Source organism: Lactococcus nasutitermitis (genome assembly GCF_018403765.1).
In the GTDB taxonomy this organism is placed as follows: Bacteria; Bacillota; Bacilli; order Lactobacillales; family Streptococcaceae; genus Lactococcus; species Lactococcus nasutitermitis.
This window is the reverse complement of sequence record NZ_BOVQ01000004.1, coordinates 158,605-172,429: the sequence shown is the minus strand read 5'-3', so window position 1 is coordinate 172,429 and position 13,825 is coordinate 158,605. Positions and strand designations below refer to the sequence as shown.

Annotated in this window: 11 protein-coding genes; 6 read left to right on the top strand and 5 right to left on the bottom strand. The window is 38.4% G+C overall.

The features are described from left to right. Window positions 1-33: 33 nt before the first annotated feature. The 5 genes from KJS36_RS05175 to KJS36_RS05155 form a co-directional block, all read right to left on the bottom strand. Complete coding sequence (locus KJS36_RS05175) at window positions 34-987, bottom strand: ABC transporter permease (RefSeq protein WP_213535018.1); 954 nt, start codon at window positions 985-987, stop codon at window positions 34-36. Continuing rightward, window positions 987-2,066, bottom strand: coding sequence for an ABC transporter permease (locus KJS36_RS05170; protein WP_213535017.1), 1,080 nt, complete (start codon window positions 2,064-2,066; stop codon window positions 987-989). Before KJS36_RS05170 ends, KJS36_RS05175 begins: the two co-directional genes overlap by 1 nt. Beyond that, window positions 2,059-3,579 (bottom strand): ABC transporter ATP-binding protein, encoded by a 1,521-nt coding sequence (locus KJS36_RS05165; RefSeq protein ID WP_213535016.1) that lies wholly within the window; start codon window positions 3,577-3,579, stop codon window positions 2,059-2,061. The genes KJS36_RS05170 and KJS36_RS05165 overlap by 8 nt, the downstream gene beginning before the upstream one ends. A 64-nt stretch (window positions 3,580-3,643) precedes the next feature. Beyond that, window positions 3,644-4,474: a putative RNA methyltransferase gene (locus tag KJS36_RS05160; protein WP_213535015.1), complete on the bottom strand. Its 831-nt coding sequence runs from the start codon at window positions 4,472-4,474 to the stop codon at window positions 3,644-3,646. 74 nt (window positions 4,475-4,548) lie between these two features. Then, complete coding sequence (locus KJS36_RS05155; RefSeq protein ID WP_213535014.1) at window positions 4,549-6,168, bottom strand: Rqc2 family fibronectin-binding protein; 1,620 nt, start codon at window positions 6,166-6,168, stop codon at window positions 4,549-4,551. A gap of 248 nt (window positions 6,169-6,416) precedes the next feature. On the opposite strand from KJS36_RS05155, the gene KJS36_RS05150 reads away from it, so the two are divergent. From KJS36_RS05150 to essC, 6 genes are all read left to right on the top strand, one after another. After that, the gene (locus KJS36_RS05150; protein WP_213535013.1) at window positions 6,417-6,851 is read left to right on the top strand and encodes a hypothetical protein; all 435 of its coding nucleotides are present in this window, start codon (window positions 6,417-6,419) and stop codon (window positions 6,849-6,851) included. 309 nt (window positions 6,852-7,160) lie between these two features. Next, a complete protein-coding gene (locus KJS36_RS05145) occupies window positions 7,161-7,451 on the top strand; it encodes a WXG100 family type VII secretion target (protein WP_373306160.1) in 291 nt (96 codons plus the stop codon). A gap of 58 nt (window positions 7,452-7,509) precedes the next feature. Then, the gene (gene essA, locus KJS36_RS05140; protein WP_280520332.1) at window positions 7,510-7,983 is read left to right on the top strand and encodes a type VII secretion protein EssA; all 474 of its coding nucleotides are present in this window, start codon (window positions 7,510-7,512) and stop codon (window positions 7,981-7,983) included. Further along, complete coding sequence (locus tag KJS36_RS05135; RefSeq protein ID WP_213535009.1) at window positions 7,980-8,252, top strand: EsaB/YukD family protein; 273 nt, start codon at window positions 7,980-7,982, stop codon at window positions 8,250-8,252. Before essA ends, KJS36_RS05135 begins: the two co-directional genes overlap by 4 nt. Beyond that, complete coding sequence (gene essB / locus KJS36_RS05130; RefSeq protein ID WP_213535007.1) at window positions 8,239-9,354, top strand: type VII secretion protein EssB; 1,116 nt, start codon at window positions 8,239-8,241, stop codon at window positions 9,352-9,354. The genes KJS36_RS05135 and essB overlap by 14 nt, the downstream gene beginning before the upstream one ends. 9 nt (window positions 9,355-9,363) lie before the next feature. Beyond that, the gene (essC, locus tag KJS36_RS05125; protein ID WP_244842691.1) at window positions 9,364-13,824 is read left to right on the top strand and encodes a type VII secretion protein EssC; all 4,461 of its coding nucleotides are present in this window, start codon (window positions 9,364-9,366) and stop codon (window positions 13,822-13,824) included. Window position 13,825: the final 1 nt, after the last annotated feature.

Here is a 13,825-nt window from a genome sequence, read left to right as displayed (position 1 = left end):
TTTTGCTAAAGAAATACGTTGAAAGACGTATTTTTATTTTGATTTGATGTAGTTTGTTCCGTCAGCTTTTGGTGCGACAGCTTTTCCAAGGAAAAGAGCGAGAACTACGATGGTAACAAGATATGGTGCCATTTGAAGAAATGGAGCAGGAATATCTCGTACACCAGGAATTTGTCCGCCAACAACAGCGAGTGATGTTGAAAGTCCAAAGAGAAGTGAGGCGAGCATTGCTCCGATTGGGTTCCATTTACCAAAAATCATGGCTGCTAAACTGATGAAACCTTGCCCAACGATAGTTGATACTGAGAAATTTCCTGAAATGGCCTGAGCATAAATCGCACCACCGATACCGCCAAGGACACCAGAAAGTAAAACACCAATCCAACGATAAAGATAAACATTGATACCAAGAGTATCTGCGGCTTGAGGATTTTCACCAACTGAACGCAGACGCAAACCAAATCGTGTTTTAAAGAGGACAAACCAAGCGATGAAGGCAACTAAAATAGCAAGGAAACCGGTCAATGATGTTTGAGCAAAGAAGATTTTACCAATAACAGGAATTTTTGATAGAACTGGAAAATTCCAATAGCCAATCTGTTGGTTGATGTTAATCTGTCCTTGATTGTAAATGACTTGCAAGAGGAATACACCAAGTGCTGGTGCCATAAGGTTTAAGACGGTACCAGAAACGATATGGTCCGCACGAAGATTGACCGTTGCGACAGCGTGAAGTGAGGAGAAGATTGCTCCAACTAGAGCGCCAAAGAGAATGGCAATCCAAGGTGTTAAACCACCGAAAATATGAGCGGTTGTGAGGTTGAAAACAACGGAACTGAATGCTCCCATTGTCATGATGCCTTCAAGTCCGACGTTGACGATACCGCCACGTTCAGAGAAAACACCACCGATACTTGTGAAAATAAAGGGAGTTGAGTAAATCAGCATATTTGCAACAATGATTTGTAAAGTATTGACAAGATTCATTAGAATTTTTCTCCTTTCGCTTTTTTCTCTTTGACAGTTGGTAAGACTTTTTCAATGACAAACTTAATTGCAATGAAGAAGATGATAGCGGCTGTGACGACTTGTACAATCTGTGGTGGAATATTATCAACATTACTCATATTTCCAGCACCAGTTTGTAAAAGTGAGAAGAGGAGAGAGGCAAAGAGGATGCCGACTGGGCTATTTTCACCAAGTAGGGCAACTGCCATACCGTTAAATCCAATATCTAGTGAGGCTGACTGTGTGACGAAATTTTGCATATATCCAAAACCATAAACGACACCACCAAGTCCTGCGAGCGCACCAGCGACAACCATTGACATGACAATCGTACGTTTTGCAGAGATACCAGCGTATTCTGAAGCATAAGGATTAAGTCCGACAGATTTTATTTCAAATCCTAGAGTTGTTTTTGAGAAGATAATTGCCATGACGACAAGAGCAATCAGGGCGATGAAGATACCGATATTGAGGGTTGATTGGTTGGTTAAGTTGGAGAGCCAATCTGCACGAAAACTGGCATTTGCTCCGACAGGATTTGTTTGGTCGGTTGTATTGTTCATCAAAATCTTGTGGCTAAACATATCGTGAATCATGTAAGTCGAGAAGAAGAGGATGACATAGTTGAGCATGATTGTCGTGATGACTTCGGACGTTCCAAGAATGGCTCGAAGAATACCGGGAATTGCGCCCATGATGGCTCCGAAAAGCATTCCGATGATAACGACAAGTGGAATCATTATGAGTCGTGGAATATCAGGATTGGATAGGGCGAACCACATGGAGAAAATCCAACCAGCAAGTGCTTGACCAGACATTCCAATATTGAAAAGTCCAGCTTTCATTGCTACGGCAAAAGCAAGTGCTTCGAGTATCAATGGTCCCATTGTTTGAATGGTTTCACCTACTGCACGAGCATTTCCGAAGGCACCGATAAATAGGTCTTCATAGCCCCATATTGGATTGTATCCAAAAATTAACATGACAATCGCGCCAAGTAGAAAGCCTGCAACAACGGCTATGACTGGTACGAGCATCTTTTTTATTGTACTATTCATTTATTTTTCCTCCGACCATGAGAATTCCGAGTTCTTGTTTGTTTGTTGTTTCAGGACTGACTTCACCTTGGATTTTTCCGTCATGAATAACAAGAATGCGGTCGGAAACATTGAGAATTTCGTCTAATTCAAAAGAAACGACAAGAACAGCTTTACCTTCGTCGCGCGCTTGAATCAGGCGTTTATGGATATATTCGATAGCGCCGACGTCAAGTCCACGTGTCGGTTGACTGACAATCAATAAATCTGGATTGCGGTCAATTTCACGGGCGATAATTGCTTTTTGCTGGTTACCACCTGAAAGTGAAGCGGCTGAGACGAGTTCGCCTGCACCACGGACGTCAAATTCTTCCATGAGTTCACGTGCGTGACTGTTGATTTTATTGTAATCTAGGAAACCGTATTTGCTAAGTGGCGCTTTGTAGTAAGTTTGGAGGGCAATATTTTCGGCGACAGTCATTTGCAAGACGAGCCCATCACGTTGGCGGTCTTCTGGGACGTGAGCAACGGATTGTTCGGTGATTTTTCTTGGACGTTGATTGGTAATGACTTTACCTTTGAGAGTAATCTTGCCGGATTCTACTTTTTGCAGTCCAGTAATAGCGCGAACGAGTTCGGTTTGTCCATTGCCATCAATCCCTGCAATACCAACGATTTCTCCTGCGTGAACTTGTAGAGAAAGTCCTTTAATTGCATAAGCACCGCGATTTTCTTTGACTATGATATTTTCTACATCAAGGACGACTTCTTTGGGTTGGGCAGCTTCTTTTGGTGTGGTAAAGGATACGGCATGTCCAACCATCATTTCGGCGAGTTCTTGGTTCGTCTTGTCACCGAGTTCGACGGTTTCGATTGAAACGCCTCGGCGGATGACGGTGATACGGTCAGCAACGGCGCGGATTTCATCTAATTTATGGGTGATAAGAATGATTGACTTGCCTTCTTTTACAAGATTACGCATGATTTGCATGAGTTCGGTGATTTCAGCGGGTGTTAAAACGGCGGTCGGTTCGTCAAAAATTAGAATATCTGCTCCACGGTAGAGCGTTTTGAGGATTTCGACACGTTGTTGCTGTCCGACTGAGATATCTTGAATGTAAGCGTCAGGCTCAACTGCGAGTCCGTAACGTTCGGAAAGTTCAAGTATTTTTTGTTTGGCAGTTTTGAGGTCGAGGCTGATGCCTTTTGTGATTTCTGTGCCGAGAATGATATTTTCTGCGACAGTGAAAGCATCAACGAGCATAAAGTGCTGGTGAACCATTCCGATGCCAAGAGAAGCGGCTTTTGAAGGAGAATCTATTTTTTCAAGTTTTCCATTTACGTGGACTTCGCCTTCGGTTGGTTCTAGCAGTCCTGAGAGGATATTCATCAGGGTTGATTTTCCTGCTCCATTTTCTCCTAATAAGGCGTGAATTTCGCCTTTGTGTAACTCAAGGTTAATTTTGTCGTTGGCTACAAAGTCGCCAAATCGCTTGGTTACATCAATCATTTCAATTACATTTTCGTTCGCCATAGAGGCTCCTTCTAAAAAATAATTACAGCTTATTATATCAAATTTGTTGAGTTTGTGAAAGTGCTTAATTACTTAAAATATCAATGTCAATATCGACGGTTATTTCTAGTTGTTTGTAGTTTTTCAGGCGTTCAAGACTATCTGGCTTGATTTTCCAATAGTGCGGTGTCATGAGTAAAAGATGCTGGATGTCGGCACTATTGTTAATTGTTGTTTTGTAGGTTAATGGTGCTTTTTGGATGCTGAAAGTTTTGAATTTTTCATTGTCAATGGCTTGGGCTGATTTTTCGTGAATTTCTGGATAGATGATTTCCTTGAGTTCAGTCAGATGATGCTTGCCTGCACGGACGATGATGATTTTTCCATTTTCCTGTAAAATGCGGGAAAATTCGCTGATGTGATATTCGGCAAACATGGATAAAATGGTTTTGACAGACTTGTCAAAAAATGGGAGCTGAGCAAAATTGGCAACGAGCCAGTGAATGTTTGCATTGCGTTTGGCTGCCATTTTGATACCGACTTTGGAAATATCCATACCGTAAAAATCTACGTTGGACATTTTTGACAGTTCTGTCAGTTGCTGAAAACGGGATAAATAATAGCCTTCACCACAGCCGACGTCAACGATATTATTTTTGACAGAACTGTCAAAAATGACTGTCAGCAGTTGGTTAATGTGGTCTGACAGTGGTTCGTAGTAGCCAGCGTTCAAAAATTGCTGACGAGCGCGCATCATTTCCTTTGCGTCTCCAGCAGTTTTTTTCGCATTTAAAATCAGATTGAGATAGCCTTCGCGGGCGAGGTCAAATGTGTGATGGTCGACACATTCATAATGTCTGTCTTGCTTTGTTAATTGACTCGCGCAGACAGGACATTTTAGGATTTCTGGGAACATTTTTTCTCCATATTTTTGACAAAATTTTTTGACAGTATTATCGTAGATGTGAGTTTATATCCTGTCAAAAAAATTTATAGCTTTCTTGCCTTTATGACAGCTTCGTCAGGCGTGACACGAATGGTTTTTTCGCGGTCATAAGTGACAAAACCGGGCGCTGTTCCAGTTGGTTTGTGCAATTTTTTTGCTTCCAGTACATCGACTTGCACGAGGTTAGAATAGCGCGCTTTTGAGAAATAAGCCGCCAGTTCGCCCGCAAAGGTAATCGTTTCATCAGACGGCTCAGGATTGTGCGTAATCAGTACGTGGGAGCCGGGAATATCCTTGACGTGGAACCACAAATCGCCCTTGCGACTGAGTTTGAAGCTGACTTGCTCATTTTGCAAATTATTTTTACCAACAAGAATAATCGTGCCATCAGGCGCCTGATATTTTTCTGGTGGCAACATTTTTTGCTTTTTATTGCGATATTTTTGCTTGATATAACCTGTCTGAATCAGCTCCTCACGAATATCGGCAACCTCGGCTACATCAGCATTTTCAAGGTTTGTCTCAACAGATTCCAGATAGGCAATCGTCTGTTTCGTGTTCTCGATTTGCTCGCCCAAAAACTTGACTGCCTGTTTCAATTTTTGATAACGATGGAAATAACGTTGCGCATTTTGTGCGGGCGATAAAGCAAGATTTAGAGCAATTTCCAGCGGTTCATTCGTGTAATAATTGTCCAGTGTCACAGTTGATTTGTCATTTGGGACTTGCGCGAGAAAAGTGTTCAGCAATTCGCCTTTTTGACGGAAAATCTCAGCATTGTCAGTCGCCGCAAGTTCACGTTCTTGCTTTTTGAGCTTGTCGCGATTTTTCTTCAATTCGTTTTGTACCTTGTGAATGACAGCAGAAGCAACCTGTTTGACCCGGTCACGCTCCGCTTTATCCGCATAATAGCTGTCCAAAAGCTCTGACAGACTGTCAAATTTTTTGACAAAACTGTCAAAAAGTTGGATGCTTGAAAAACTATCATTGTCATAAATTGACGGCACAACAGTAGAAATTTTTTCCTTAAATTCAGGCACAGTCAAGTTTGACAGCGCATTTTTTGAATCTCGTCCAATTCCCTGAAAAACTTTTTGCAAATTTCCTGTCTGAAGTGCCTCAAAAATCTTCTCATCCGAGCTGTCAAAAGGATTTACCCCCGACATTGGTGGCGCAATATAAGTCGAACCCGGCAAAATCGTCCGATACTGATTTTGCGAAAAACCAACGTGTTTGATACTTTCGATAATCCGCTCAGAAGTCTTATCCAGCAGGATAATATTACTGTGCTTGCCCATGATTTCCGCGACCAGCGCAATCGACAAACTATCACCAATCTCATCTTTACTAGAAATATGAAAACAAATCTGCCGGTCATTTCCAATCTGCTCAATCTTTTCAATCAGCGCCCCAGCCAAATATTTTCGTAAAATCATCACAAAATTATTCGGATTTTGCGGATTTTGAAAATCAGTCTGAGTCAGCTGAACCCGTCCAAAAACTGGATGCGCAGACAATAAAAGTTTGTAAGATTTTCTCTCTGAACGAATGGTCAAAACCAATTCCTGTTCAAAAGGCTGAGCCACTTTTTGAATACGTCCGCCCGTCAAAATACTTACCAATTCCGCAGTCATATGATGTAAAAAAATCCCGTCAAAGGACATATTAAGCCTCTTTCATAAACTTATATTTTTTGACAACTCTGTCAAAAGTCACTAAATTCAATTTTACCACAAAATGTCCAAGTTTTCCCGTCTGTCAGGCGCTAATCTCAGATTTTTTAGATAAAAAATTTTTTTGACAATCCTGTCAAAAAATTCATCACGCAATTTTAAGCAAATTATGACATAAAAATGGTAGAATGGGTACAAGAATAAAGTTTATCAGAAAATAAAATTGACAGGAACAATGAATGAAAAAAACAGTCACCATTTTTCAACAAATTTTGCGGATTATTATGCTTATCGTGGCACTAGCCATGCTGGGAAGTGCCATTTTCCTGACAGGCGTTCATATGGCAAATAAAAACCTAGAAAAAACGCCAGTCCAAGCCAAAATAGTTTATGGCGATGATTTACGCTCATTTCACGAAGCTCGCTACACATTTGACGGAAAAAAACACCAAGTACGTCCCCTAGATGCCTATTTTCATAAATTAGGAAATGAAGGCGAGACAATCACAGTTTATGTTGCTAATAAATATCCAGAGCGCGTTTTTATCACTCCAAAAGGGAACGAACTCATCCAAACAGCCGCATTTATGGGAGGTTGGAGCTTATTGCTCCTTATTATTCTCCTAGGCGAGCGCCAACTTCTCAACCGCATGAAACGAATAGAAGAAGAATAAAAACTCATTTCTTATGAAATGGGCTTTTTTATTTTCTTCAAATCATAGAAAAATAATTCAAAATAACTACAAAAAGTTACTAAATAATACAATAGAGAAACAAAATAATCTCTCGTGAATAAAAATAACAATTATTTTATTATTTTTCTTGACGAACAAATAATAAAATGTTAATATTTAATTGTAATCAGGATAAGAAAGCGTTAAACGAAATTTGTCAGCAATAATTCAGATAATTTCGAGCAAATAACTTATCAAGAATACAGATAACCTATTTTTATCAACAAAAATCATAAGGAGAAAACCATTATGGCACAGATTTCAGTAACCCCTGAGGAACTAAAATCCCAATCACAAGTCTATCTACAGGCTAAAGAAGAAATCGAACAAGCGATTCAAAAAGTAAATTCAATGAATAACACAATCGCTGAAGAATGGAAAGGTCAAGCCTTCCAAGCATACTTGGAACAATATAACCAACTCCATCAAAACGTTGTTCAATTTGAAAACCTTCTCGAAAGCATTAACCAACAATTGAATAAATATGCAGATACTGTTGCAGAACGGGATCAACAAGATGCTCAAAGCTTCGGCTTCTAATTCAATTCAAGAGGACGCTACTTTGTTGTAGCGTCTTTTTATTAAAAAATCGAAAAATATGAAAAAAACACACATAATCCTTCTTGCACTTTGTTGCAGTTTCATCTTTTTGATAAGCATAAAAAGCAAAGCAGATGACAATGGAAGCCTCCAACTCAACAGCAATGTTGTCACCAATTCCAACGGTGGAGTAGGAACAGGAAGCGAATTTCCCATCCGTAACGCACTTTTTACAACTGCTATGAACCAAAAAGTTAAAGCACAAATGCAAGATAAAATCCCCGAACAGCAAAAAGCTCTCAATTTTTCAAAACAAACGGTAAATTCACTTTATAATACCGATACTTCAAAAATTACAAAAGCACTTTTTGTTGATTATAAACCACAAGTCATTGCGTCCAGCACAAATGAGAATAACACGCAAAAAACACTATGGTACTGGCTTCTTTTAATTATCGCCATTCCTTTAGTGTTTTTAGCGGTTTTCTTAGGACGAAAAAATGCAAAGAGGAGTTTAAGAAAGAAAAGATGAGTACACAGATTGACATTAGCCTTGAATTCAAAGAACAACAGCTAGATTTTCGAGTGCCTACAGAAGTCACAATGGGACGTCTCGTTGAACTAATGCACGAAACGCTAAAAAATGCTAGATTGCCAGAAGATTGGACACTCAAACTCAAAGACAAAGACATTCTCGTAGATGAGACAGACCTCATCAAAGATTTACCCATAGGAAATGGCGATGTATTTTGCATCATTCCATTACAAGAAAAACAGGAGCATAACAATGAAAGTATCTGATGGAACAACCACATTAACTCTCGAAAGAAATAAAATAAACTTTCAAGTAAATCTTTTAAGTACACAATTCAAAAAAGTTGCACTTCCTGAATTACCTGAAAACGTCACAGCCAAAGAAGAAGATGAAAACTGGATTCTTTCCTACTCAGTTCCAGAAAATGCAAAAAGTTTAGCCACAACGATTCAAAAAACAAAATCACGACTTGATAAGTTACAGCTTGCTCAAAAACTGGCAAGTCTCTCAAATTTAGCTAACCAATATAGCATTCCTTTCCTTCATCCCGAAAATATTTTCCTCGAAGGCGAGCATCTTTTTGTCGTTCATTTTGGTTTGCGCGATTTAGTAGCACCTTTTTCACTTAACTCAGAAGAATTTTTAAATTCATATAAAGCACTTATCTTTAACATTTTTACCCCGAAAAATTCCTTTGAAACACTCGTTTCTGGAACAAATACGACAAATGATAAATTTACCCAAGCAATTAACCAATTTGAAAGTATCCCAGAAATTATTGCATTTATCAACCAAGAAACGCAAAAAGAAACAACAAAAGTCAATCAAAAAGTAACTTCCGTTTCTAAAGGACGTTATCGATTTTTCAAATACTTCGGTATCTTAGCGATTGTACTTGCCCTAGTTTTAGGCTGGTTTACCTATTCATTTTATAGTAATAGCCACAAACAAAATGCGATTATCACCGCACAAACTGATTTCTTAACCAATAACTATGCTCAAACTCAAACAGATTTACAAAAATATTCCACAAGTTCACTTCCAAAATCCGCGCGCTACATTTTAGCAGTAAGTTCTGTCAATCTATCAGATTTAACCATGACACAAAAACAATCCATTTTAAACAACGTTTCAACAAAATCTGACAATAATACCTTAAATTATTGGGTAAATACAGGGCGTGGAAACTTTAATGAAGCATTAAACCTTGCCCAAAATCTAGGAGACAACCAGTTGACGCTTCTTGCATATACCAATCTCTACGAAACAACCAAACTCAATACAACGATGAATGGTGCCAAAAAACAACAACTCTTAGACAAATACAACAAAAAAATTCAAGAGTTATCCAAGAAATTAGAGAAGTAGGAGAAAGTTATGGCTGATATAGGATTTGAAATTATAGAAAAAGCAAAAGAACAGCAACTTTTTCTTGACAATCGTTTAGATGCAAGTGATACCTACTTTGTCATCTATATTTTAGGAGAAGCTCTCCATACAATTACCCTTTCAGAACATCGTGCGACTTTAACTTATCAAGGCATTCCTTTTAGTGCCTTTAATGACACACTGTGGATTGGTGGAAATCCCACAGCACTTGGCTATTCTGAAATAGCAGATACAGATTTAAAAATCTTTGTCATTTCCCCAGAAACTGCGAAAACCATGTCTTTTATCATCAATGAAGACGACTATTTTGTTATTGACTCAAGCGATATCGCAAGCATTATAAGCAAAGGAGATGGACAAGTTGTTATTCACAAAGACGGCTTTAGTTTAGAGGCAAAAGAAGATTTTCTGTATTTTAATGACAGCCCTATTAAAGGACATCATTATGTTCAAGGCATCAAAACAGGCTATCAGATTTTAACACCTTACTTTTTACTTGAAAAACGGCGGGAACAATGGAAAATTACTACCTTTACCAATGACCTTATGTTTGAAAAAGGACATTTCCTAAAACAAGCTCCAGAAGTAGAATTTCCAGAAGATTTTCCTAAATATAGAAGAAGCCCACGCCTTCACTTAGAACCACCCGAAGATAAATTTAAGATTGAAAAGATTGAAGCAACTCCAAAAGCAAGCAAAAATGGAATTTTTAAAGCCATTTTGCCGCCAATTGGAATGCTTGCAGTCACAGGACTCACAAGCGTGCTTTCTGGTAGAAATCCATTGATGATGCTAGGAATGGGCTTCATGAGCATTATCACAGCAGCCTTCACTGTTTCTCAGTACATAAGTGAGAAAAAAGAAAGAAAAATCGAAGACGAAGCACGCAAAGAAAATTACGATAGCTATTTGATTAACATTAGTGCGGATATTGCCGAAAAATACAAAGAAGAAACAAAAGTTTTAAACTTTAGAAATCCTTCTCCACAAGCGCTCTCTGACATGCTTGAAACCTACAATTCACGCATTTATGAGCGCATGGCAAACAACAAAGATTTCCTAGAAGTTTCTCTAGGAACAGGAAAACAAGCTTCACATCTTTCCGTAGAATCAGATGTTAATACACGAGATACAGATGAAACCACCCAACGAGTTAAAAAGTTAATAGAACTCTATTCAACTCAAAGAGATGTACCAACAACGCTTAACTTGACAAATCAAACATTAGGATTCGTCGGTACTTATCCTGTACTCAAAACAGCCGTTGCAAATCTTTTACTCCAACTCGCATTCTTTCACTCTTACCGCGATGTTAATTTCATTAGCCTTGTACCTGAAAAAGGCTACCGTAAAGACTGGGCAAGCTTCCGCGTTTTACCTCATTTCAAACTCCAAGAGTTAGGACTTAGAGGACTGATTCATGATGCAAAAACAAGAGATATTGTTTTAAGTAGTTTCTATCAACTCTTGAATAAACGCAAACAAGTATTACAAGAATCAGGCAAAGAAAAACCACAATTTAGTCCACATTATATTTTCACAATCTTTGATGACACTTATCTTGCAGGGCACGGAATTAACGAATTTCTCGCAGAAGATATGAGTGAATTAGGTGTCACCGTCATCTGGGCAAAAGAAGACCAAAAACTCCTTCCAGAAACAGTTACCGCACTTGTAGAATACAAAAATCAAAGTGCAGGTGAAATCATCAATGACAATAAAGTTTATGTTGTGAAATCCTTTGAACCTTACGACGCACTTCCAAACCTTGAAAAAAGCTTGCGCCAACTTTCAAACCTAGAACACGTCGAAGTTGAAAAAAATGCAATTCCTGAAAGTCTCTCTTTATTAGAACAATACGAAGTTAAAACCATAGAAGACTTAAAAATCCAAGAACGCTGGGCAGAAGCAGAGCCAAATAAATCTATCAAATCCCTTATTGGCTGGCGTGGAAAATCAGAATATATGTATTGGGACTTGCACGAACGTGTCCATGGGCCTCACGCATTGGTAGGAGGAACTACTGGTTCTGGTAAATCTGAATTCTTGACCACCTACTTGATTGGCTTAGCAATTAACTTCTCACCAGAAGATATTGGTATGTTGATTATCGACTGGAAAGGTGGAGGAATTGCCAATACACTTGCAGGACTTCCTCATTTTATGGGTTCAATTACCAACTTAGACGGCGCAGGAACAGCGCGTGCCTTAGCCTCTATCAAGGCAGAACTTGATAAACGCATGAAAGAATTTGCCAAATACGGTGTTAATAATATCAATGGCTATATGAGTCTTTATAAGAAAAGACATGAAAAGAAGCCTGATGTTGTTTATCCAGAACAACCCATTCCACATCTTATCTTAGTCAGTGACGAATTTGCTGAATTAAAATCAAATGTTCCAGAATTCCTAGACGAACTGACATCTGTTGCACGTATCGGACGTTCACTTGGTGTTCACTTAATCCTTGCCACACAAAAACCATCTGGAGTTGTTAATGACCAAATCGAAGCCAACTCAACCAGTAAAATCGCCCTTAAAATGGCAAGTGAACAGGATTCTAACGAACTTCTAAAAACACACGATGCTGCCCACATTACTCAACCTGGACGAGGTTACCTCAAAGTCGGACAAAACGAAGTTTATGAACTCTTCCAATCTGGCTATGCAGGTGTTCCTTACGACCCTGAGGCAATACAAAAAGAAACAGTAGATGAGCGTATCCACAGCATCACAGAATTAGGACAGATAGAAATTGCTTATGACCCAGGAGAAGATGTCGTCCAAGGACATGACACAAGTGATTTACCAACACAGTTAGAAGCAGTTATCGAAGGCATCAAAAAAACGTTCAAAGACTCAGCTCTAACATTACCAGCAAAACCATGGCTACCAAATCTCGGGACAAGCATAGAAACTCCTAAAGTTAAACAAGCTAAAAAACGCAAACTTAGCGTTCCGCTTGGTTTAATGGATATTCCAAGCGAACAAAGTCAAAAAACCTATCAATTTGACTTAGAAGAAGCAAGTCACACAGTAATCTTCTCTAGCCCAGGCTACGGTAAATCAACAACACTCCAAACAATCGTCATGAACCTAGCACGCCAAAACACACCAGAACAAGTACAATTTAATCTCTTGGATTTTGGTACAAACGGCTTGCTTCCCCTGAAAGATTTACCTCATGTGGCGGATATTGTAACGATTGAAGAAAATGAAAAGCTTACAAAAATGCTAGAGCGCTTGCGTACAATGCTTTCTGAACGTAAACAAGCCTTCAAAAATGAAGGTGTTGCTACACTTGGACAATATAGGAGAAAAACAGGATTTGAATTTCCAATCGTTGTTAACCTTTTAGACAATTATGATGCTTTAGCCCAAAGTAAACGCCGAGATGAAATTGATGAAGTACTGATTCAGGTATTGCGTGATGGAGCTGCAGTCGGTGTCTATCTCATCCTTACGGCTGGACGTTTCAATGCTATTCGTATGAATATGATGGGAAATATTCAAACGAAGATTGCTCTTTTCCTTAATGATGAAAATGAAGTTTCTAATCTCTTTGGACATGACCGTCTTGAACAGTCAGAAATTGTAGGACGCGCTCAGATGAAATTGGATTTTCCTGTAGCACTGCAAATCTATCTTGCCGCAGCAGGCGAAAATGATTCTGAAGTTTTGGAAAATCTTGAGCAAGAAGTAAAAACACTTGATAAATTATGGAAAGGTGAAAGACCTAAAGCTATTCCAATGGTGCCTGATGAATTAACACCTATAACTTTCCAATCTTATATCTCAAAGTCTGAAAATAATAAAGTGTATCTTGGCTTAGATAAAGAAACTTCAGAAGTAGAAGCTTTTGAATTATTTGCAAATAAGAGTTTAGGAATTTTTCCTACAAATAGAAAACAATTCAATGTTATTGAACCGTTTGTATTTCAAGAAATATTTAAAAATACAAATGGAGCAGAGATTATTTTGATTGATGAACTAAAAAGTATGGAAAAATATGCAGATAATGTTTCGCTTTATATATCACGAGATGAAATTGCTAACCAGTCTTTGAACTTTAAGGAAGCTATTCAACATCTTGTTTCTGAAAATTCAGAAGTTCGGCGCTTGATTATCTTTAACGGAATAGGCGATATTTTAGATAAATTAACTTATCAACAAATGCAATTTACTGCTTTAATTGAAAAAAATTCACTTAATACACAACTGATTTTCATAGATTATATGTCTAAAGTTGGAAATAATTTTGCTATGGCAACAATTACAGCAAAAGAAAATATAACTCAACTTCTCTTTGGAGGAGATTTGAATAGCCAACATTTTATTGAAAATCTTCCGTCAGATGTGAAGAAAGAAATTTTTGAGCGTAATGTCCTTCATTGCGTGAGAGATGAAAATCTTTCTCATATTGTAATTCCAATGAATGAGGAGAAGTGAA